The organism is Burkholderia sp. Bp9099 (assembly GCF_003857805.1).
GTDB lineage: Bacteria > Pseudomonadota > Gammaproteobacteria > Burkholderiales > Burkholderiaceae > Burkholderia.
This window is the reverse complement of record NZ_QTPU01000026.1, coordinates 97,604-119,807: the sequence shown is the minus strand read 5'-3', so window position 1 is coordinate 119,807 and position 22,204 is coordinate 97,604. Positions and strand designations below refer to the sequence as shown.

General features: G+C 67.7%; 19 protein-coding genes. 10 read left to right on the top strand and 9 right to left on the bottom strand.

Going from position 1 to position 22,204, the window contains the following annotated elements; all coding sequences use genetic code 11:
* Positions 1-83: 83 nt before the first annotated feature.
* The 7 genes from DIE17_RS27775 to DIE17_RS27745 form a co-directional block, all read right to left on the bottom strand.
* Positions 84-1,331 carry an ROK family protein gene (locus DIE17_RS27775; RefSeq protein WP_124572110.1) on the bottom strand — a complete coding sequence of 416 codons (1,248 nt, stop codon included), beginning with the start codon at positions 1,329-1,331 and terminating at the stop codon, positions 84-86.
* Between the two features lie 419 nt (positions 1,332-1,750).
* Positions 1,751-2,581 carry an aldo/keto reductase gene (locus DIE17_RS27770; RefSeq protein ID WP_124646484.1) on the bottom strand — a complete coding sequence of 277 codons (831 nt, stop codon included), beginning with the start codon at positions 2,579-2,581 and terminating at the stop codon, positions 1,751-1,753.
* A gap of 62 nt (positions 2,582-2,643) precedes the next feature.
* Positions 2,644-4,434, bottom strand: a complete 1,791-nt coding sequence (locus DIE17_RS27765; protein ID WP_124921407.1) for an FAD-binding protein — start codon at positions 4,432-4,434, stop codon at positions 2,644-2,646.
* 252 nt (positions 4,435-4,686) lie between these two features.
* A complete protein-coding gene (locus tag DIE17_RS27760) occupies positions 4,687-5,529 on the bottom strand; it encodes a shikimate dehydrogenase (protein WP_124921406.1) in 843 nt (280 codons plus the stop codon).
* Positions 5,526-8,081 carry a branched-chain amino acid ABC transporter ATP-binding protein/permease gene (locus DIE17_RS27755; protein ID WP_124921405.1) on the bottom strand — a complete coding sequence of 852 codons (2,556 nt, stop codon included), beginning with the start codon at positions 8,079-8,081 and terminating at the stop codon, positions 5,526-5,528. The genes DIE17_RS27760 and DIE17_RS27755 overlap by 4 nt, the downstream gene beginning before the upstream one ends.
* Positions 8,078-8,947: a branched-chain amino acid ABC transporter permease gene (locus tag DIE17_RS27750; RefSeq protein WP_124522696.1), complete on the bottom strand. Its 870-nt coding sequence runs from the start codon at positions 8,945-8,947 to the stop codon at positions 8,078-8,080. Before DIE17_RS27750 ends, DIE17_RS27755 begins: the two co-directional genes overlap by 4 nt.
* Before the next feature lie 108 nt (positions 8,948-9,055).
* Positions 9,056-10,354, bottom strand: coding sequence for an ABC transporter substrate-binding protein (locus DIE17_RS27745; protein WP_124921404.1), 1,299 nt, complete (start codon positions 10,352-10,354; stop codon positions 9,056-9,058).
* A 214-nt stretch (positions 10,355-10,568) separates the two neighbouring features.
* On the opposite strand from DIE17_RS27745, the gene DIE17_RS27735 reads away from it, so the two are divergent.
* Positions 10,569-11,615, top strand: coding sequence for a Gfo/Idh/MocA family protein (locus DIE17_RS27735; RefSeq protein ID WP_124530267.1), 1,047 nt, complete (start codon positions 10,569-10,571; stop codon positions 11,613-11,615).
* A 21-nt stretch (positions 11,616-11,636) separates the two neighbouring features.
* Here the strand turns inward: DIE17_RS27735 and DIE17_RS27730 are convergent, their stop codons facing one another.
* The gene (locus DIE17_RS27730) at positions 11,637-12,533 is read right to left on the bottom strand and encodes an NAD(P)-dependent oxidoreductase (RefSeq protein WP_124921403.1); all 897 of its coding nucleotides are present in this window, start codon (positions 12,531-12,533) and stop codon (positions 11,637-11,639) included.
* 138 nt (positions 12,534-12,671) lie between these two features.
* Here DIE17_RS27730 and DIE17_RS27725 point away from each other — a divergent pair, with 138 nt between their 5' ends.
* The 9 genes from DIE17_RS27725 (at position 12,672) to DIE17_RS27685 (ending at position 21,543) form a co-directional block, all read left to right on the top strand.
* The gene (locus tag DIE17_RS27725) at positions 12,672-14,417 is read left to right on the top strand and encodes an FAD-dependent oxidoreductase (protein WP_124522701.1); all 1,746 of its coding nucleotides are present in this window, start codon (positions 12,672-12,674) and stop codon (positions 14,415-14,417) included.
* Positions 14,414-15,025, top strand: a complete 612-nt coding sequence (locus DIE17_RS27720; protein WP_124522703.1) for an NIPSNAP family protein — start codon at positions 14,414-14,416, stop codon at positions 15,023-15,025. Before DIE17_RS27725 ends, DIE17_RS27720 begins: the two co-directional genes overlap by 4 nt.
* 39 nt (positions 15,026-15,064) lie before the next feature.
* Positions 15,065-15,898, top strand: a complete 834-nt coding sequence (locus DIE17_RS27715; RefSeq protein WP_124522705.1) for a sugar phosphate isomerase/epimerase — start codon at positions 15,065-15,067, stop codon at positions 15,896-15,898.
* Positions 15,899-16,052: 154 nt separating this feature from the next.
* The gene (locus DIE17_RS27710) at positions 16,053-17,420 is read left to right on the top strand and encodes an MFS transporter (RefSeq protein ID WP_409364350.1); all 1,368 of its coding nucleotides are present in this window, start codon (positions 16,053-16,055) and stop codon (positions 17,418-17,420) included.
* A gap of 107 nt (positions 17,421-17,527) precedes the next feature.
* The gene (locus DIE17_RS27705) at positions 17,528-18,391 is read left to right on the top strand and encodes an IclR family transcriptional regulator (RefSeq protein WP_124522708.1); all 864 of its coding nucleotides are present in this window, start codon (positions 17,528-17,530) and stop codon (positions 18,389-18,391) included.
* A 454-nt stretch (positions 18,392-18,845) separates the two neighbouring features.
* The gene (locus DIE17_RS27700; RefSeq protein WP_124522710.1) at positions 18,846-19,727 is read left to right on the top strand and encodes an NmrA family NAD(P)-binding protein; all 882 of its coding nucleotides are present in this window, start codon (positions 18,846-18,848) and stop codon (positions 19,725-19,727) included.
* A 33-nt stretch (positions 19,728-19,760) separates the two neighbouring features.
* Positions 19,761-20,135 (top strand): hypothetical protein, encoded by a 375-nt coding sequence (locus tag DIE17_RS27695; RefSeq protein ID WP_124522712.1) that lies wholly within the window; start codon positions 19,761-19,763, stop codon positions 20,133-20,135.
* Positions 20,136-20,207: 72 nt separating this feature from the next.
* The gene (locus tag DIE17_RS27690; RefSeq protein ID WP_124522714.1) at positions 20,208-20,921 is read left to right on the top strand and encodes an SDR family oxidoreductase; all 714 of its coding nucleotides are present in this window, start codon (positions 20,208-20,210) and stop codon (positions 20,919-20,921) included.
* Between the two features lie 160 nt (positions 20,922-21,081).
* Entirely contained in the window at positions 21,082-21,543 is a 462-nt protein-coding gene (locus tag DIE17_RS27685) for a MarR family winged helix-turn-helix transcriptional regulator (protein WP_124522716.1), read from the top strand.
* A gap of 253 nt (positions 21,544-21,796) precedes the next feature.
* Here the strand turns inward: DIE17_RS27685 and DIE17_RS27680 are convergent, their stop codons facing one another.
* Complete coding sequence (locus tag DIE17_RS27680) at positions 21,797-22,201, bottom strand: cupin domain-containing protein (RefSeq protein ID WP_124522718.1); 405 nt, start codon at positions 22,199-22,201, stop codon at positions 21,797-21,799.
* Positions 22,202-22,204: the final 3 nt, after the last annotated feature.

Below are 22,204 nucleotides of genomic sequence, written 5' to 3'. Positions count from 1 at the left end.
CGGTCAGGCTGACGTTGTCGAGCGCGCGCACGGCCGGGAAGGTCTTGCTGATGCCGCGCATCTCGAGCAGCGGCCGGAGGGACTCAGAACGCGACATAAGCGACCTCTTGCGTATCCAGGCCTGCACCGCGCAGGATGCCGGAGCGTGGTGAGAAATTGAAGAACATCGGCAGCGTCGCGGCGCCGATCGCGCCGGCGTCGGCGCCGAACGAGCCGCGCACGAGTTCCGGCGCGCTGCGGGCTTCCGGCGTGATGTCGGCGAGCGCCACGCCCAGGCGTTGCATGAGCGTGTCGAGCAGGCCGGCATCGACGTCCGAATCAAGGACGACGACCGGCAAATCGAGTACGGATAGCGCCCCGCGCAGCGCGAACGCGAGCGCATCGACGCAATCGTCGATCCATTCGTCGACGGCCGGCACGTTGCGTGCGATGCAGTCGTCGAGATCCGCGCGGTTCTCGACCTGCTCGCCGCAATGGCGGAGATGGCGAATCAGCGCGCTCAACGACGCACGCGTCAGGAGGATGTCCCACGCGCCGTGCGGCGCGGGCGCCGAGCGCAGGCGGCTCGGGTGTACGGGCATCACGGCGAAATCGCCGGCGTTGCCGGTGCGGCCGTGCAGGCAGTCGCCGTCGATCGCGATCCCGCCGCCGATCACCGGTCCGAGGAACAGATAGACGAAATTGTCGCGTTGCCGGCCGCAGCCGTAAAAGAGCTCGGCGATGGCGGCCGCATTGCCGTCGTTTTCGCTGAACACCGGCAGCGGAATGACATTAGCGAGTTCCCGGGCCAGGTCGATCTCGGCCCACGCGCGGAAGGCTTCGGCCGGCAGGCCGAGTTCGCGCAGCCAGCTCCCCAGGTTGAACGGATGGGCCACGCCGACGCCCGCCAGCCGATCGCGATCCTGCGCGGGCAGCAGCAGTTGCATCTCTTCGATGTCGCTGCGAACCAGTTCGAGCACGGTCGCGGGCGGAGGGAGCAGGGTGTCGTGGGAGCGGCGGCCGATGATCTCGCCCGCGAAGTTGACCAGCGCCGTTTCGATGCGCATGCGGTCGATGCGGACGCCGATGCCGAATGCCCCATTGGGATCGAGACGAATCAGCGACGCCGGCTGGCCGCGCTGGCCTTCGGTGCGGCCGGCGAATTCGATCAGTTTCGCGTCGGCGAGCGACGCGATGATGCCGCCGACAGCCGCACTCGTCATGTTCGCGTGGCGGGCGAGGTCGGCCTTCGACGCGCTGCCGGTACGGCGCAGCGTCTTCAGCAAAAGGCGCTCGTTGTAACGGCGCACGTTGACCGAGTTGCTGCCCTGGCCGATGTGCGGGCTTCGCATGGCGTCTCCCTCCATGTGGCGCCGCTTTCGGCGCATTAAATAAATCAAGTTGATTTATTTAAGCATGCGTTCGGCGTCCAGTCAGTTAGGTAAACCCCGGAAAGACATGCTTGCGGAAGATGGCGGGTGCCAGGTCTCGATCGGTCAGGTGTTGACCGGCACAAATTCTGATTTATGGGGCCGGATTTGAATGCCTTGCGGGCATTGGCTCGCGGTGCAGGCGCGATGCAAAGCCCCAGTGCTGGCCAGTGCGATCTCCGGTCTGTCGGCGTCGAGCGATTCGTCGACGCCGATCGGGTTCCGGCGCCCGTGATCGGGCCGGCACCCAGGTGAAGGGGCCGCGCGGCGTGGGCGACAGGCGTGCCGAAGCCGCGATTTCATCCCGTGCCCGCAACGATTGCCGACCCACACGCCGTTCCTTACATGGCCGGATCCCACTGCGGCGCGAACGCCGGACTCACGAGCCGCTGATTCTTCGGCAGGCCGGCGATCAGCGCCCGATCAGCGTCGTCCAGGTTCACGTCGAGCGATGCCAGATTGGCGAGCTGATTGCGTTGCCCGGCCGCCTTCGGCACGGCGGCCACGTTCGGCTGGTCGAGCAGCCATTTCAGCGCCACCTGGCTCGGCAGCACGCGATGCTTGTCGGCGATCCGCTGCAGTTCCGGGATCTCCGACACGCGGTTGCGCGCGAGCGGGCTGTACGCGATCAGCGCCATGTCATGTTGGCGCGCGAATTGCAGCAGCCGCGCCTGACCGAGCAGCACGTGATACTCGACCTGTATCGCGGCCAGTGGCGCCTGCATCTGTTCGACGACGGCGCGCAACAGCGCAAGCGGAAAGTTCGCGACGCCGATCGCGCGGGCGCGTCCCTGCTCCTTGAACGAAACGAGCGTGTCGATCGTCTCGGCAAGATTCCAGTCGGGCGCCGGCCAGTGGATCAGGAACAGGTCCACGTAGTCGCAGCGCAGCGCGCGCAAGGTGTCGTCGAGCGATTTCCGCATGCGTTCGGGGTTCAACTGGTCCCACCATACCTTGCTGGTCACGTGAATCTGCTCGCGCGGGACGTTCGAAGCGGCGATGGCGTTGCCGACCGCCGCTTCGTTCTCGTACGCGGCTGCGGTATCGATATGGCGATAACCCGACTCCAGTGCGAGCGCGACCGCGCGCGTGCATTCGTCGCCGAGCATGGGCCATGTGCCGAGCCCCAGTTTCGGCATGTTCAATCGATGGCGGTTGACGATGCGTTGCATGAACGACTCCTTCTCGATGGGGTGAGCCGGCGCGGCCTGCGCGTGCCGTGCCGGCGCGTTCGTCAGCGTTGCGCGCTGTCGCAGGTCGAGCGGTGCACCGCGGCTGCGGGTGATGTGCCCGTCGATGCCGCTTCGCGTCGCGCGACGAACTTCGCGATGCGCCAGCCGAATACGATGGCCGGGCCGAGCGTCGTGCCGGGGCCGGGGTACGTGCCGCGAAAGATCGACGCGAGATCGTTGCCGCACGCGAACAGGCCGGGGATCACGCGCCCGTCGACATCGATCACCTCGCCGTTCGCCGTGCCGCTCAACCCCGCGCTGCACGCGAGATCGGCCGGCCATACGGTCACCGCGTAGTAAGGCCCCGCGCCGATCGGCCGGATGCACGGATTCGGCTGTTGCGCCGGATCGCCGTTGAAGCGGCTCATCGGGCTGCTGCCGCGCTGGAATGCCGGATCCCTCCCTTCGGCGGCGTCGCGATTGTAGGTCGCGACGGTGCGCGCCAGGCCGTTCGCATCCACCTGCAACTTCGCCGCCAGCTCGGCCAGCGTTGCACCTTTCACCAGATAGCCGGCGCGTTCGAATTCGGCGATGCGGGCCGCACTGCGCGCCGGCATCAGCAGGCCGAGGCCATAGGTGCGAATGAACGCAGCATCGACGATCAGATGGGCCGGCACGCTCGGCCCGTTGCCGCTGTCGCGCAGCATGCCCATCACGAAGTCGTGGTATGAGTTCGATTCGTTGACGAAGCGCTCGCCGCGGCTGTTGACCGCGATGAGGCCGGGCTTCGCGCGATCGAGAATGATGTGCGGCCAGACGCTGTCGCCGTCGCTGCCCGTGGGGGCGCCCGGTGCGCGGCGGATCGAACACGGCATCCATAGCCCCGGGCTGTCGCCGCCGTTTTCGACCCGCGCATTGACGCGCTGTGCGCGGTCGACGCCGTCGCCGGTATGCGTATTCGGCGACAGCGACAGCGGCTGGGCCGCGGCAGGGAAGAACTGCCGGCGCAGCGACGGATGGCGCGTGATGCCGCCGGTCGCGAGCACCACGCCGCGCCGCGCGCCGATTCGCTTGCGACCGCCATCCGGTGTCGTGACGATGGCGCCGGTGACGCGGCCGTTCTCGCGTACCAGTTCGAGCAGCGGCGTGTCGAAGCGAATCTCGACCTGGCGTTTGAGCAGGCTGTAATAGAGCCGGGCGGCGAGCGCGTTGCCCATCACCAGCTGCGTGCCGCGCGGAAAGCGCAGGCGATCCATCGCATAGCGCCCGACGACCGTGATCGTGCGCTTGAAGTTCGCGACCGACGCGAACGGCGCGAGCAGCGCATTGAGGTCGGCGCGCGCGACCATCATGCCGCCGAGGCCCATGAATTCCTTGCGCGGCGGGCGCACGCGCGCGAACGCGCGGCCGAGCACGCGCGCATCGAACGGCGCGGGCACGAGCGCCCGGCCGCCGTAGGCCGCGCCCGGGCCGTTGACGTAATCCGGATGTGCGGTGGCGGCGACGAACTTCACGTCGCTGATGCGCGCGAGTTCGTCGATCGCGTCGGGGCCGCTTTGCAGAAATGCTTCGCGCGCGTCGTCGCCGCCGCGCGCGCCGACCACCGACTGCAGGAAGCGGCGCGCATCGTCGACGCTGTCGGGCACGCCCGCGGCGACGCTCAAGCGTGTGCCCGGCACCCACGTCGTGCCGCCCGACGTGGACGTGATGCCGCCCACCGCGGCGGTTTTTTCGCATATCAGGACGGCGAGCCCCTCGTGATGCGCGACGAGCGCGGCGGTCATGCCCGCCGCACCTGCGCCGAACACCAGCAGGTCCACCTCTTCGTCCCAACCCTGTTGCACTGCAGCCATGTCCACGTCTCCTTCGTTTCGTTCCGCCGCACGTCCGGATTCGTGCGCGCGGCGGAAGAGGCTTCGATCTTTGTGGAATGTTATTCCAATAACAAAGAAAGTGGAATAGTGTTCCGAAATATGTCCGGAAGACGAGGCGCGACTTCATTCAGGGTGCACGATGCCTGCACCGGCTGCGCGTCGACGCCGGCGCGGCGGAAACGATTCGGCAGGCCGCGCCGCGCATGACGATCGCGACCTGTCCACATGCACTCAGGCGGCGGTATCGACCAGGAATGCGACCATTCGATCGCAGACCCGCGCGAACATCTGCGTGCCCGTGACGGTTCGGCAACCGCGGGCACGCGCTGCCTCGATGAACGGCGTGAGCGGCGGCTTCGTGACGACGTCGCCGACGAACGCGGTGGCCGGCACGCGCGAGACGTCGACGGGCAGCGGATCGTCCGGCCGCATGCCCATCGGCGACGCATTGACGATCACGTCGAACGACTCGGCTGCGATATCCGCGGCGGCGACGCGCACCGTGCCGCGTTGCAGCGTGGCCAGCCGCTCGACCAGCGACGCGGTGCGGCCGGCATCGTTGTCGCGCACGTCGAGCGACGTGACACCCGCCATCACCAGCGCATGGCCGATTGCCGAGCCTGCGCCGCCCGCGCCGACCAGCAGTGCGCGCTTGCCGCGCAGGTCGCAGCCTTCGTCGCCGAGCGCGGCGACGAAACCGGTGCCATCGAACATGCCGCCGTGCCAGCCGCCTTCGGCGGTGCGTCGTAGCGTATTCGCCGCGCCGAGGAATGCCGCTTCATCGGACAGGCGCGAGCAGAACCCGGCGGCGCTGAATTTGTGCGGCACGGTGATGATCACGCCGTCGACGTTGCGCATCGGTGTGATGCCCGCGAAGAACGCCGCAAGATCGGCCGGTGCGACATGAGCGGGAACGACCAGCGCGTCGAGTCCGGCCTCGCGCAGCGCGGCCGTCACGCCTTTCGGCGAACGGACCTGCGCGATCGGATCGCCGACGATGAAATGAATGCGGGTCGCACCGCTCAGGCCTTCGTCGAGCGAAACCGGGGCGGTCGGGGTCAAGGGGGCTGTCATGCTGTTTTCATCTCCTGGGTTGAACCGGCCTCGTCGTGTACGATGCCGAGCAATTTCGCCTGGGTGGCGGTGTCCTGTTCGAGCGCGACCGCGCTGCTTTCGTGCGCGACGCGACCGTTGACGAGCACGTACGCGCGATCCGCGATCGGCAGCACCATGTCGGCCTGGTGCTCGACGATCACGACGCTCGCGCGCTCGCGCAGCTTGACTACCGCGTCGAGCACTTCCTGTACGACGGCGGGCGCGAGCCCCTCGAACGGTTCGTCGAGCAGGATCGCCTTCGCCGGCGCCATCAGCGCGCGCGCGATCGCCACCATCTGTCGTTCGCCGCCGGACAGATGTTCGGCGCGCGCATCCTTGCGCGTCGCGAGTCGCGGGAACAGCGCGAACATCTCGTCGACGCTCGCGCCGCCCTTGCGTGCGGCGAGCCGCAGGTTCTCGGCGACCGTGAGGTTCGGGAACAGGCGGCGGCCCTCGGGCACCATCGCGAGGCCGAGACGATTGATCTCGTGCGCGGGGCGCCCGGTGATGTCGTGGCCGTCGAACACGATGCGCCCGGCCGTCACGTCGGCGACGCCGGTCGCGGCGCGCAACGTCGTCGTCTTGCCGACGCCGTTGCGTCCGAGGATCGCGATCACTTCGCCTTCGTGGAGCGTGAGGTCGATGCCGTCGAGGATCGTGTTGCCGGTATAACCGGCCTTCACGCCTTCGAGGCGCAGCAGCGGGCGTCGCGCCGGTGCGGCATCTTCGTGCTGCACGCCGCGTCGGGCGGCCAGCCTCGCATCGACCGGCCGCTCGCCCTTCGCGTGGCCCAGGTAGGCTTCGATCACCTCGGGATGGCGCGCGACTTCGGCCGGCGAGCCGTCGGCGATCAGCCGGCCGCGATGGAGCACGCTGACGCGATCGGAAATCGTCAGCACGCGATCGATGTCGTGCTCGATCAGCAGCACCGCGTGATGGTTCGCCAGTTCGCGGATGATCGCCGCCACGCGCACGCGGTCGGCTTCGGCAAGCCCCGCGAGCGGCTCGTCGAGCAGCAGCAGGCGTGCGCGAGTCGCGAGCGACAGCGCGATTTCGAGCAGGCGCTGCTCGCCGTGCGACAGGCTTTCGCAACCATGCGCCGCGCGCTCTGCCAGCCCGACCGCCGCGAGCAGCGACCAGGTCATCTCGTTCTGTTCGCCGAGCGTGTGCGCGTCGCGCCAGAGGCCGAGGCGATCGTGCTGCGCGGCCTGCACCGCGACCCGCACGTTCTCGAACACGGTGAGATTGCGAAATACGCTGAGGATCTGGAACGAGCGACTCATGCCGAGCCGCACGCGGCGGAACATGGCGAGCTTCGTCACGTCCTTGCCGTCGAACGTGATCGTGCCGGCCGTCGGCGACAGCACGCCCGTCAGCATGTTGAAGAACGTGGTCTTGCCCGCGCCGTTCGGGCCGATGAAGCTGTGCAGCCGGCACGGATGGACGTCGAGGTCGATCCGTTCGGCGGTCACGAGCGAGCCGAAACGCTTCGACAATCCGCGCACGCTCAGCACGGGCGTGGCGGGATCGGTCTCGACGCCGCCCGCGCGATACGGCGCGATCGTGGCGGGGCGCACGGGAATCGTGTCGCGCACGAGGGTCCAGCGCGGACGTCGCAACAGCCGCTGCGCGATGCCGTGGATGCCCTCGGGCGAGAAGAACGCGAACGCGATGACGATCGGCGCGAAGATCAGCCACCAGTGCTCGGTCAGGCTGCTGAGCTTGTCTTCGAGCAGGATGAACGCGATCGCGCCCCACAGCGGCCCGAGAAACTGGTGGACACCGCCGAGCACGGTCATCAGCAGGCTGTCGCCCGCGTGCTCCCAGCTCAGGTTGTTCGCGTACGCGCCCTGCAGCATCAGGCACAGCAGGCCGCCCGCGTAGCCGATCACCGCAGCCGAGATCACGAACGCGCGCAGCTTGAGCCGATACGTGTCGTAGCCGAGGCTCGCCGCGCGCTGCTCGTTGTCGCGCAGTGCCTGCAGCGCCCGTCCGAACGGCGCGTGCACGAGGCGCCATAGCAGACAGGCGATGGCGATCACCGTCACGCATGCGAATACGTGGAAGCCGACGGTCGTCGGGAAGGTCGGGCGCGGCACGTTCTGCAGGCCGTTTTCACCGCCGGTCACGTCGGTCCACTTGAACGCGATCTCGAACGCGATCTGCGAACAGGCGAGGGTGAGCAGCGAGAAGTAGAGCCCACGCCGGCGCAACACAACCGCGCCGATCAGCGCGGCGAGCACGGTCGTCACGATCACGGTGGCCGCCAGCGCGAGCAACTCGTTGCCCAGCACGCGCAGCAGCGACACGGCGACCAGGTACGTGGCCGTGCCGAAGAACACCGATGCGCCGAACGGGACGAGCCCCGTATACGCGACCAGCAGGTTCACGCCCATCCCGTAGAGCGTGTAGATCGCGATCTGGGTTGCGCGCTCGAGCGGCGTGCCGGTCGCGGTGAGGGCAAGCGACACGAGGACGAGCGCGGTGGTCAGCACTGCAACCGGATGGCGGGTCAGATAATCGAATTTCATTCGAAGCGCTCCCAGCGTTCACCAAACAGCCCGCGAGGGCGCACGAGAAGGACGAGTGCCATCAGCGCGTACATCGCGACCGACGAGCCCGCCGGAAAGAACTGGACGGCCAGCGCGGTTGCGATGCCGACCAGCAGGCCGGCGACCACCGCGCCGGCGAACGAGCCGAGCCCGCCGATCGTGACGATCACGAACGCGGGCATCACGGCGGTCGTCGCCATCCCCGGCGTGACCGTGACGAGCGGTGCCGCGAGCACGCCCGCGGCACCCGCGAGCAGCGCGCCGAGCGCGAACGCGCCGGTCAGCACGCGCGGCAGGTTGATGCCGAGCAGGCCGACCATTTCAGGATCGCGGCTGCCGGCGCGCAGGATCCGCCCGTATGGCGTGTAGTTCATGAACCACCACAGCACGACGAGGATCGCGATCGTCGCGGCGAGCACGAACAGCCGATACTTCGTGATCAGCAGCGGCCCGTATACGAGAAACCCGTTGAGCATCCCGGGCGGACTGAACGGCAGCCCGCCCGCGCCCCACACGAGGCGAACCAGTGCGGTGAGCAGCAGCGACAGCGCGAACGTGACGATCAGGCCGAGGAGCGGCTCCTTGCCGTACAGGCGCCGGATGAACACCACTTCGATCAGCACGCCCACCGCCGCGACGAGCACCGGTGCGAGCGCGACGGCGGCCCATCCGAACTGCGTCGACAGTGCGATCGCGAAATACGCGCCGAGCGCGAAGAGCGCGCCATGCGCGAAATTCACGATGCCCAGCAGCCCGCAGATGATCGACAGTCCGATCGCGAGCAATACATAGAGGAACCCCAGCACCAGTCCGTTGGCGACCTGGGACAACAACATTTCAGCCATGCCCTTACTCCAGAGTGCGGCTCGCCGCGCCGCGCCGCGGCCCGTCGTGACGGGCGAGCGGCGGGCCGCGACGCGCGCGGGATACGCTTGGGGCGGCGGCGCGCGGGCTCAGCGCGCGGCCATCTTGCAGCCGATCTCCTCGCGTGTGCCGAAGAGACGGTCGAGGTCGCCGGGGTTCTGCGGCGCGACGGAGATCGGGTCGAGCCAGTCCCATTTGTCGCCGATCCGGTCCTTCACCTTGAACACGCTCCAGCGCCGCAACAACTGGTGGTCCCACGGGCGGAAGTAGGCGGCGCCGCTGCCGTCGGCGACCTGAATGGTCTCCAGGCTCTGCACGATGTCCGCGCCGGACGTGCTCTTCGCGTGGTTGATCGCCTGCAGCAGTGCGCGCGCCGTGAACCAGCCGATCCAGGCCTTGTCGGCCGGCGGCTTGCCGTACTTCGCCGTGTACTTCCTGATGAACGCAACTTCTTCCGGCGCATGGCCCGGCGAGCTGAAATGCCACGGCTTGCCGTAGTAGCCGGTGGCGGCGTCGGCGTTGATCGACCAGAGATCCGAGTCGCCGATGATCGGGCACGCCACCGGGATGCGGCCTTTCATGCCCATTTCCGCGTATTGCTTCAGGAACGTCGACAGGTCGCCGCCCGGCAGCCCGAGCAGCACGACATCGGGTTTCGACTGGCGGATCTTCAGGATGAACGAGCTGAAGTCGGTGGTGTTGAGCGGCGTGACGTCGGCGCCGGTGATGACGCCGCCGGCCTGTTTCAACAAGTCGGACATCGCGCGCTGAATGTCCTGCCCGTACGCATAGTTCGCGACGAGGAAGTGCCATTTCTTGCCGATCGCGAGCATCGACGGCGCGAGTGCGCGGCATGCGACGGGCGTCGGGCTCAGCACGCGGAACGTGTACGGGTTGCAACTGCTGCCGGTCAGCTCGCGCGCGGCGGCGTTCGGCGCGATGTAAGGCGTCCTGGTGCGCCATGCGACCGACGACATCGCGAGCGACGTGCCGCTGTTCGTGCCGCCGATCACCGCGATCGCGTGGTCCTGCTCGACGAGCTTCTGCATGTTCTGCTGCGCCGACTGCGGGTTCGGTTCGTCGTACCAGACGAGATCGACGCGCCGGCCGCGCGCCTGGTTGCCCGCCTCCTCGAGCGCGAGCTTGACGCCGTTCGCGATCACTTCGCCTTGTTCGGTCCACACGCCCTGCTTGGCCATCAGCAGGCCCAGCTTCAGCGGTTGCTCGCCCTGCGCGCGCACGATCGCCGGCGCGGCGAGCGCCGCGGCCCCGCCCGCGAGCGCCTTGCCCGCGGTGACGAGCCACGCGCGGCGCGACGCCGCCGGGTGGTCAGGCACGTCTGCCGGGGCGCCGGAAAGGGTGTCGTTCTGCTCGTGCTGATCAGTCATGTGTCTGGCCTCCTGTTTCCTGGTCAAGGTTCGATTCCGTGCGGTCCGTGGGCGGGCCGCGCGACACGTGTCGAATTTTCGTGAATTCTGGTTGGAAGTGGAATAGCATTCAACAATCAAAGATGGTTTCAATAAATCGGGGTATTCACCCGGTCGATCCGGAAGACGAACGGCTCGACGCGACACGTACGCCCCGCACAACGGAGATGAAGCGATGGCAAGAAGACGGCTGGCAGTGATCGGTGCAGGCGCAATCGGGCGGATGCACGTGGAGCGCGCGCGCACGCATGCGCAGGTGGAAGTCGCGGCGATCGCCGATCCGTCGCCGGCGGCCGAGCAGTTCGCGCGTGCCGAGGGGCTGCGCTGGTTCGCCGACTACGCGACGATGCTCGACGCGATGCGCCCGGACGGCGCGATCGTCGCGACGCCGAATGCGACGCATGTCGAGGTCGGCCTTGCCTGCATCGCGCGCGGCGTGCCGGCGCTGATCGAGAAGCCGGTGTCGGACAGCGTCGCGGCGGCGGCGGGCCTCGGTCGCGCCGCACGCGAGGCCGGTGTGCCGCTGCTGGTCGGCCATCATCGCCGCCACAATCCGGTCTTGCGGCGCGCGCGAGAGATCGTGCAGTCGGGGCGGCTCGGCAAACCCGTCGCGGCCAATGCGCTCGCGACGTTCTACAAGCCCGACGCGTATTTCGACATCGAATGGCGTCGTCGCGCGGGCGGCGGCCCGGTGTTGATCAACCTGATTCACGACATCGACATCATGCGGTTCCTGCTCGGCGAGATCGTCGAGGTGCAGGCCCAGGCGTCCAATCGCGTGCGCGGTTTCGACGTGGAAGACACGGCCGCCGTGCTGCTGCGCTTCGACAGCGGCGCGCTCGGCACGCTGGCCGTGTCCGACTGCGCGACCTCGCCGTGGAACTGGGATCTCGCGGCGGGCGAGGCCGCGCACTATCCGCGCCAGCAGGTGAACACGCATTTCCTGATCGGCACCGATGCCTCGCTCACGCTGCCGCAGCTCGATCTGTGGGAATACCGCAGCGGGAAGGGCTGGCACGATCCATTGACGGTCGAGCGCTGCACGCCGCATGGCGCCGATCCGTATCACGAGCAGTTGCGCCACTTCGCGGCGGTGATCGCGGGCGCCGAGGCGCCGCTGTGTCCGGCCGACGACGCCGCGCGCACGCTCGCGGCGACGCTCGCCGTGCATCGCGCGGCTGCGACGCGCACGGGCGTTGCACCCGCGGACGTCGTCGCGTAGCCGCGGGTAGCGGGCGCCGGCCTAGCGCTGGCGCCGGTAGAACGCCACCGTCTGCCGCAGTCCGTCGTCGAGCGCGGTCCGCGGCAGGCCGGGCAGCAGGCGGTCGAGCGCGGGGTCGTCCGGGAACGCCGTCGCGATCGGCAGCGGCGGGCCGCCGGCATCGATGTGCGCACGCGGCACGAGGGCCGCGATCCGTTCGATCAGCGTGTTCACCGGGGTGATCTCGCCCGCCAGCGTGAAGGCGTGTGCGCCTTCGATGTCGGCCAGCAGCGCGGCCTCGTAAGCGGCGGCGACGTCGTCGGCGAACACGAGGCCCGTCGCGCCGGTAAACGGAATCGTGTAGCGCTCGCCGCGCGCGGCCGCCCGACAGGCCAGGCTCGGCCCCGCGCTCGATCCGGTCTCGCGTCCGGCCCCATAGACCACGAGCGGACGGAAGCCCACGCTCGCGATCCCGTGGTCGTGCCAGTACGCGCGTGCCGATCCTTCGCACGCCAGCTTGAACGCGCCGTAGTGGGTTTGCGGCAACGGCACGGCGCCGTCGTCGGGGCCGAATACGCCGGCGCTGCTCGCATAGAGCACGCGTCGCAGCCCGGCCGAGCGTGCGGCCTCGAATACGTTCAGCGTGCCGATCAGGTTGACCCGCGCGCCGCGCACGGGATCGGCCGCGCAGTCGGGCGTGAGGATGCCTGCGAGATGGATCGCCGCGTCGCAGCCGTCGAAGGCGTGCGCCGTGGCGGCCGCGTCGGCGATGTCGCCGGTGCGCCAGCGTACGGCCGCAGCCCGTTCGGGCGCGAGCGCCTCGACGAGGCGCGGGTTCGTGCGCACGTCGAAGCTCACGCATTCCATGCCGCGCGCCAGCAGCCTCCTGATGATCCATGCGCCGAGAAAACCGCTGCCGCCCGTTACCAGTACTCGCATTGCGTTGCCTCCCTGTCGTCACAAAGTCTTTGCGAAATCCGATTGAGTGGAATAGTATTCCACTTCGCAATGATATTCCATGGACGTCGCGATCGTGTCGTATCCGGCGTTGGAGATACTGAACGGGCAGGACTGAACATGAAGCGTGAACCGATACTCGATTGCGACGTGCTGGTACTGGGCTCCGGCGCGGGCGGCCTCGCGGCGGCCGTCACGGCGGCGGCGCGGGGCCTGGGCGTGATCGTCGCCGAGAAGGAGGCCGCGTTCGGCGGCACCACCGCGTGGTCGGGCGGATGGATGTGGATTCCGCGCAATCCGCTCGCGACGCGTGCCGGCATTCGCGAGGACATCGATGCGCCGCGCACGTACCTGAAGAACGAGCTGGGCGCGCAGTTCGATGCGGCGAAGGCCGATGCGCTGCTCGAACGCGGCCCGGAGATGATCGAATTCTTCGAGCGGAACACGGCGCTGCGCTTCGTCGACGGCAACCGCATTCCCGATTTCCACACCACGCCGGGCGCCGGCACGGGCGGGCGCTCGGTCTGCGCGATGCCGTACGACGGCCGTGAACTGGGCCCGCTGATCGACAAGCTGCGCACACCGCTGTCGGTGACGACGCTCAAGGGGATGGCACTCGCGTCCGGCCAGGATCTCGCGCATTTCTATCGCGCGACGCGCTCGCTGAGCTCCGCGCTGCATGTCGGCCGCCGGCTGGCCGCGTTCGCGTGGCACAAGCTGCGTTACGGGCGCTCGATGCATCTCGTCAACGGCAATGCGCTCGTCGCGCGCCTGTTGAAGTCGGCCGCCGATCGCGGGGTCGACCTGCGCACCCATGCGAAGGCGATCGGCCTGCTGCGCGACGACGTGCGCGTGATCGGCGCCCGCGTGGCGATCGACGGCATCGTGCACGAGGTGCGCGCGGCGCGCGGCGTCGTGCTGGCTTGCGGAGGCTTCCCTCACGATCAGGCGCGGCGTGCGCAGACGTTCGCGTATACGCCGTCGGGCCGCGAACACTGGTCGGCGGCGCCGCTCTGCAATACCGGCGACGGGATCCGGCTCGGCGAATCGATCGGTGCGCATTTCGACCGGTCGCTCGATGCGCCGGCCGCGTGGGCGCCCGTTTCGCTGGTGCCGCAACCGGGCGGCGACGCCGTTGCGTTTCCGCATTTGATCGAACGCGCGAAGCCGGGCGTGATCGCGGTGACACGCGCGGGCAAGCGCTTCGTGAACGAGGCATCGTCGTATCACGACTTCATTGCCGCGCTGCTCGACACGACGCCGGCCGGCGAGGAAGTATGCGCGTGGCTCGTCTGCGACCATCGCTTTCAGCGGCGCTATGGGCTCGGTTTCTCGAAGCCGTTTCCGTTCCCGACCGGCCCGTACCGGCGCTCGGGCTATCTGAAGCGCGGCGCGACGCTCGACGCGCTCGCGCGCGAATGCGGAATCGACGCCGCTTCGCTGGTGGACACGGTATCGACCTACAACCAGTACGCGAAGCAGGGTTGCGATCCGGCGTTTCACAAGGGCTCGACGCCGTACAACCGCGTGCAGGGCGATGCCGACCGGCAGCCGAACCCATGTCTCGCGCCGATCGACGCGGGGCCGTTCTATGCGGTGAAGCTGCTGCCGGGCAGCCTCGGCACGTTCGCGGGCCTGGCCACCGACCGCGACGCGCGCGTGCTCGACCACGCCGGCCGTGCGATCGCCGGCCTCTACGCGGTCGGCAACGATTCCGCCAGCATGATGGGCGGCTGCTATCCCAGCGGCGGCATCACACTCGGCCCGGCGATGACGTTCGGTTATCTCGCCGGCCTTTCTCTCGCCGACGCCGCGCCCGAATCCGCGCGTGCCGGCATCGATTCATCCTCGAGGACAACGCAATGAGACTGTATGACGTAGTGACGCTCACGGTGAAGATCGGCGCGAACGCGCAGGTCTTCGAAGGGATTCAGGCCAGCGGCGATCCGCACGGCGGCAGGCTGCTCGGCGCGTGGTACTCGGACATCGGCACGCTCGGTCAGGTGCTGGTGCTGCGCGGTTATGAATCGGAGGCCGCGCTCGTCGCCGAGCGCAAGCGGATGCTGCTCGAAGGCAACCCGTTCGGCTGCGGCGAATCGATCGTCGACGTGAAGACGGCCAGCTATGCGCTGTTCCCGTTCCTGCCGCCGATCGAACCGGCCGTGCACGGCGGCATCTACGAGATGCGCGTATATGGCACGAAGCTCGGCAGCCTGCAGCACACGATCGACGTGTGGGAGCAGGCGGTGCCGGAGCGCACCCGCCGCTCGCCGCTGGTCGGCGCGATGTATGCGCTCGACGGCGACACGCCGCGGTTCCTGAACATCTGGCCGTATGCGAGCGTGGACGAGCGTTCGCGCATTCGCGCCGAAGCGGTCAGGGACGGCATCTGGCCGCCGAAGGGCGGCCCGGCCCACCTCACGACCATGGAATCGACGATCTGCGTGCCCGCGCCGTTTTCGCCGTTGCGCTGAACGTGCCGCGTATTGCGCCATGACGCTCAAGGAGACGATATGACCCAGCCTCAATTCCGCGCGCTGTCGCTGTCGGCGCTGACCGTGCTCGAACTGAGCCCGCCGCAGATGGTGCGATGCGCCGTCGACGCCGGCTACGACTACGTCGGCCTGCGACTGCTGCCGGCCACCGACACCGAGGTTCGCCACGAGATCGTCGGCGATACGCCGCTCAAGCGCGAAACGCTGGCGGTCCTGCGCGATACGGGCATGCGTGTGCTCGACGTCGAGATCGCGCGCCTGAAGCCCGATACCGACGTGACGCACTACCTGCCGATGCTCGAAACGGCGGCGGAGCTCGGCGCGCGCTACGTCCTCGTGGCCGGCAACGATCCCGACGAGGCGCGCACCGTCGACCGGCTCGGCCGGCTGTGCGACCTGGCCGCGCCGCTCGGCCTGTCGCCGTCGCTGGAGCCGATGCCGTGGACCGACGTGAAGGACATCGGCGCCGGCGCGCGCATCGTCGACGCGTGCGGCCGGCGCAACACCGGATTGATCGTCGATCCGATCCACTTCGATCGTACCGGCTCGTCGCTCGACGCGTTGCGCGCGTTGCCGCACGCGTACTTCGGCTACGTCCAGTTCTGCGATGCGCCGGCCGAACGGCCGACCGACGTCGACACGCTGCTGTTCCAGGCACGCTGCGCGCGGATGGTGCCGGGCGAGGGCGGTCTCGACCTTGCGGGCATCCTGCGCGCGCTGCCCGCTCACCTGCCGGTGAGCGTCGAGGTGCCGAACGAAGCGTGGGCGAAGACGACGCATGCCGTCGAGCGCGCGCGCCGCCTGCGTGAAGCGACCGTTGCCGTGATCGATGCGGCGGCCGTGCCGGCCTGATCGCGCGGCGGCCGCCTTCTCGACGCGACGGGCCCGATCGGCGCCAGGCATCGCGCCGGCGCGCGGATCGGGCATTCGATACGACAACAAGAACAGCATCTCCGGAGACATCAGCATGACTTCCTCGCAGACGGCCCGACGGCCGAAACATTTCATTCAGGAAAGCGAATCGAACGACGCGCGCTCGCTCGACGTTCAGCAATTTCTCGATACGCGGCCGGTGGGCCGGTTCCAGTGGCTCGTGCTGGTGTTGTGCATGCTGATCGTGATGCTCGACGGGCTCGACACGGTAATGATCGGCTTCATCGCGCCGTCGATTTCCGGCGCGTGGTCGATTCCGCGTGACGCGCTGGGCCCGGTGATGAGCGGTGGCCTGCTCGGCCTCGCGTTCGGCGCGCTCACGGCCGGCCCGATGTCCGACCGCTTCGGCCGCAAGACGGTGATGGTCAGCGCGGTGATGTTCTTCGGCCTGTGGAGCATTGCATCGGCGTTTGCGACCGGCGTGGTGTCGCTGACGGTGCTGCGCTTCCTGACCGGCATCGGCCTGGGCGCGTCGATGCCGAATGCGGCCACGCTGATGGCTGAATATGCGCCGCCGCGGCGGCGCGCGCTGATGGTGACGGCCGTGTTCTGCGGCTTCACCTTCGGCGCGGCGGGCGGCGGTTTCGTGAGCGCGTGGATGATCGAAACGTGGGGCTGGCATTCGGTCCTGCTGCTCGGCGGCGTGCTGCCGATCGCGTACGTGCCCATCCTCGTCAAATGGCTGCCGGAATCGGCACGGTATCTCGCGCTGTCGGAGCGGCGCCGCGCACGGCTCATCGGCGTGCTGAATCGCATACAGCCGGCGGTCGCCGACGCACGGACGCGGTTCGTGTCCGCCGAACCGGCGCGCGACGTGCGCAGTCCCGTTCGCGCGATTCTGTCGCGCGAACATGCGTTCGGCACGGTGATGCTGTGGATCTGCTACTTCGCGGGATTGCTGACCGTCTATCTGCTCGGCAACTGGCTGCCGACGCTGATTCGCGGTCTGGGTTTTTCGCTGGCCGAGGCGGCGATCGTCGGCGCGCTGTTCCAGGCGGGCGGAACGGTCGGCTCGTTGCTGATCGGCTGGCAGATGGACCGGTTCAATCCGCACGCCGCGCTCGGCGCGACCGTGCTCGCCGGCGGCGCGCTGGCCTGGTACATGGGTGTGTCGGCTCATCCGTTCGGCGTCATCTGCGTGCTCGCGTTCGGCATCGGGTACTGCATGAACGGTTCGAATACGGGCTTCTGCGCGCTGGCGGCCGGCTCCTATCCGACCGAAATGCGGGCCACCGGGACGAGCTGGATGCTCGGGGTCGGCCGTTTCGGCGGCATCGCGGGCGCGATGCTGGGCGCGGCCATGCTCCATGCGAACTGGAGTTTCGGCCAGGTCTTCGCGGCGCTTGCGGTGCCTGCCGCCGTGGGCGGCGCGGCGGTGCTGCTCAAGGGCGCGCGCCATCGCGGGAGGTTCGTGGCCGTGAGCGGGGCTGCCGGCCACTGACGGCGAGCGCGGCGCCACGGTGGGGGGCGGCGTCGCGCAAATTCTCTTGAATTCCAGTATGGAATTGTGTTCTTATTTGACATTCACCATACGGACGAGAAGGCGCCATGGCAGGAAATCTCGAGCGTGCGCTCGCAGTGCTGGAATTGCTGGCAAAGAACGGCGGCCGCATGCCGCTGGCTACCATTGCCGATACGCTGAACATTCCCCGCAGCGGCACGCATCGCCTGCTGTCGATGCTGATCGACGAGGGGTTCGTCCGTCAGGACGAGGAGCACGGCGAATACATGCTGGCGCTGAAGCTGGTGTCGCTCGCGCTGATCTATTTGTCGACGAGCGGGGTATTCGACATTTCCCAACCGGTGCTCGATCGCCTGGCCGAGTCGTCGGGCGAACTGGCACGGCTGGGCGTGGTCGAGGACGATCACATCACGTTCGTCGGCAAGGCGCAGGGTGCGAAGTCCGGGCTGCGTTACGACCCGGACATGGGCAGCCAGCCGCCGCTGCATTGCACCGCGAGCGGCGAGGCGTGGCTCGCGACGCTGCCCGACGAGCGCGCGATCGAACTGGTGTCGAGGCAGGGCGGCCTCGGCGCGAAGGCGCAGAATGTACCGCGCGCACCGAAGACGATCCAGCAGTTCCTGAAGGATCTGAACGGCGCGCGCGAGCGTGGCTACGGGATGGCGATCGAGACGTACGAGGTCGGCATGACGTCGATCGCGGCGGCCGTGCGCAATCCGGTCACGAACGAAGTGGTCGGTATCGTGAGCCTCGCCGGGCCGACGAGCCGCCTGCCGGAATCGCGCCTGAAGGAACTCGCGCCGCTATTGCTCGCGGCTGCGTCGGACATGAGCGCGGCCACGCTGGGTTCGCCGTGGTTCAAGCGGACGGGCACGGCGGCTGCCCCGGCGGAAGTGGCGCCGGTCGCGGCAGCAAAGGCGACGACGCGCAGGCGTGCTTCAAAGCGCTAGTGTGTCGCGCCGGGGGGGTGGCGCGACGCGTCTCATGTGCATCGTCGGTCAGTGAATTGCTGGCGATGACCGGCGCGAACGGCAATTTGCGGTTTGCAGCCGGTACGAATCCACGGGCAGATCGAATACTCGGGGCCCTTACTGATGATCTCCAGCGCCCTCGCCGCGCCACGGGAAATCACATCGTCGAATCGCACGGGCCCCTCTCTTCTCAAGGCGAGCAGACACTGAACATTCCGCCATCCAGGTAAGCCAGGACGATATCGACGCCTCTGGCGCTTTCAATCGCGGGACACCTGCCCGGCCTCCTGTCGATGCTCGCTAGCAACGCCGTCTGCCGACCCGAGCATGATGTTATCCGGGGCCACAACAAAAAAACTTGACGATGAGAGCATATGCTCCTAATCTTCGTCTCAAGGGAGCATATGCTCTCACTTTCGAACGGAGCGAAGCGATGAACGAGCCTGAGATCCTTGTAAGCGGTGCAACCGGACGCACCGGCGGTATGGCCATTGACGAGCTGCTCAAGATGCACAAACGCGTGCGGGCCTATGTGCGCACGGATGATGATCGGGCGGCAGTCCTGAGGCAGCGCGGCGTCGATGTCGCGGTCGGCGACTTCACCGACATCGACGCGATTCGGGCAGCGATGGAAGGCATCCGCTCGGCGTATTTCCTTCATCCGATCGCGCCGGGAATCATCGGGGCCGCGGCGTATTTCGCGCAGGCAGCAAAGGAAGCGGGCGTCACGGCGATCGTCAACATGTCGCAGATTTCCGCGCGCCGGGAGTCGCTGAGCCACGCGGCACAGGATCACTGGGTCTCCGAGCAGGTCTTCGATTGGTCGGGTGTCGCGACGACGCATTTGCGCCCGACCTTCTTCGCCGATTGGCTCGTCTATCCGCATTTTGCGCGGGAGATATGGGCCACGAAGAAGATCGAATTTCCGTTTGGCGACGGCCGTCACGCGCCGATTGCCAGCGACGATCAGGGCCGCGTGATCGCCCACATCCTCGCCAGCCCCGAAGGCCACGAGGGCAAGACCTACACGCTCCACGGCCCCGTCGAGATGAACCACGTCGAGATCGCAGCCGCGATGAGCGAGGTTCTCGGCGCCCGGATCGAATACGCGCCGACTTCCATCGAGGCATTCCGGAACAAGATGGAAACCCTCTACAAGTTTCCGCCGTTCCTCACGCAGCATCTGGTCGAAGTCGCGCAGAACTACCACGACGGCATCTTCTCGGGCACCAACGATGTCGTCGAGAAGGTCACCGGAACGCCGCCGCTGTCGGTTCAGCAGTTCGTCGAGAAGTATCGGGCCGCATTCGTGTGAACACGTGCTTGAAACGAATCGGGAGGTTTGAACATGTCACCCGTCCAACCTGATCGTCATCCGTTTCTCGATGATCTGACGGCCGACGCCGAGCTGGTCAGCTCGGTGTTGCGCGCTCCCGTGATCGGGCGCGACGAAATCCGGCTCGCCGTCGACGCCGTCGGGACCTTTTACGTGTCGCAGGCGCCAACGTTCGTTCAAGTCGTCGGCTCGCGGCTTTTTCTCGAATACGACGCCGTTCTGACGAGCGGCGAGACGTTGAGCGCGGTCGTGGTCGCCGATCGCAACGCCGACGGCTCGGTGCCGCGAGTCAGCGTGCGGATGAGCCCGCTTGGCGCCGTACTGACTCTCGCGACCCGTCTGCGGGAGTCGCTTTCGAAGCAGTTGCCGGAACACGTCTTCCTTTGAACCAGGCGCCCGCGCGCTCGTGGATGGAGTCGACACTTTCCCGGCACGCGGCTTTTGAAACAGGAGCTTGTCATGGATATCAAGAACGCTACCGTCTTCATCACCGGTGCCAATCGCGGCCTGGGCCTTGCTTTTGCGCGCGAGGCGCTTCGGCGCGGGGCGGCGAAGGTGTACGCGGGTATGCGCAACACGAGCGGTTTCGACGAGCCGGGCATCGTGCCGCTCAGGATCGATGTCACGGATCCGGCGTCGATCGCCGAGGCGGCGAAACAAGCGGCCGACACGACGCTACTGATCAACAACGCGGGCATTGCCGCGCTGATCGACGGGCCTTTGTCGGCCGACGTGGAAGCGCAGTCGGCCCGCCTGTTCGATACCAACTACCACGGCGTGGTGCGCGTCACACGGGCCTTCGAACAGATCCTGGCGGCCCGGCCGCATACCGCGATCATCAACGTGCTTTCCGACATCGTGTGGCTCCCGCGGCCCTATCTGACACCGTATGCGGCGTCGAAAGCCGCCGCCTGGAGCTACACGAACCAGCTTCGTTTTCACCTGCGCGAGCGTGGCATCCAGGTTCTCGGCCTGCACGTCGGGTTCGTGGACACCGATCTGACCAACGGCATCGACGTGCCCAAAGCCAGTCCCGAGGACGTCGTGCGACGGACCTACGACGCGCTCGCCGCCGGCAAGAGCGAGGTCATGGCCGACGAGGGAACAGCGGTGCTGAAGAGCACGCTCGCGGCCGAGATACCCGGCTACATCACGCCGCCGGCAGGGTTTTGAACACCGCAGTCGACACGGGCCGGATTCGGCGGCGAGCCGCGAGGTGCGCAGATCGCAGGCCAGCGCCGTCGCTCCCGGCTATCATCGATAGCTGCCACCGTAGCTTCGCGCGACGCGCGCGTAGCGTTCGCGCAATCAACCGAAATCAGGAGTGCAACCGATGTTGCCCGTGAACCAGCCGCTCGGCATCGATCAATGCAACTGCTTCGCCGTCAGGAAGGCGAGCAGGCAGATCTCCCGACTCTACGATAGCCATCTCGAGCCGTCGGGTCTGCGCATCACGCAATTCCTCACCCTGGCCGCCCTGCACGAAGTGGGAAGTACCCCCGTCAACGCCCTTGCCGAACGGCTCGATATCGAACGAACGGCGATGGGGAAAATGGTCGGCTTCCTGGAGCGCGACGGCTTCGTCACGATCAAGCCCTCGCCCACCGACGGCCGAAGCCGCCTCGTCGAACTCACCGAGGAGGGCCGGCGCCTGCACGAAAGAGCATCGCCACTCTGGCAGGCAGCGCAACGGGAGTTCGAGCGACTGAACGGTGCGGAGAATGTCACGGCGTGGCGAGAGCAGTTGAGAGGGGTGCTCGTCGGCGACGTGTCGATGGGATCGTCGCAAGATTGAGGCTTCCCGTCCGTCGCGCTCATGTCCATGTGTCGCCCGCATCGGGCATCCGGCTGTACGCAGTCGATCCCGGCTTTTCAGCGAAGGGCCTTCAAAGGCGGGGCATGCGGTTTGCATGACCGGTTGCCGGCTGTCCGCCGGCCGGGACGGCGTCGGCCGGCCAGCCCAGGCAAGCCGTCGCGATGCAGAACGCGTGCGTTCGCGGCGCCGAGCTGCCGTTTCCGGCCGACCTGGCGCCTCGACGACGATCCCGCTACTTCACCGGCGTGAGAACCGGCGCGCCCTTGTTCTTGATCAGGAACACGACGAATTTCGCCGGCTTCGTACCGCTGGCGTTTCGTCCGACCGTGTGCACGTCGTCGGGACCTTCGTGGAACGTGTCGCCTGCATGGAGCGTGACCGTCTTGCCGCCGTTCAGGCCCATCACGATGCTGCCGTCGAGCACATAGACGAACGCGTGCGCGTCGTGGCGATGAACGGGGTCGACGCTGCCGGGCGGATAATCGACGACGATCATCTCCACTTCCTTGCCCGGATACTCGGGCAGCGGCTCCGTGGTCAGTTGCGTCACCTTGGCCTGCGGCGCGGCGGCAGCCGGCGGAACGGGCATCAGCAGCGACAGCGCAAGCGGTGCAAGCGCGAGCACGATGCGTTTCATGTC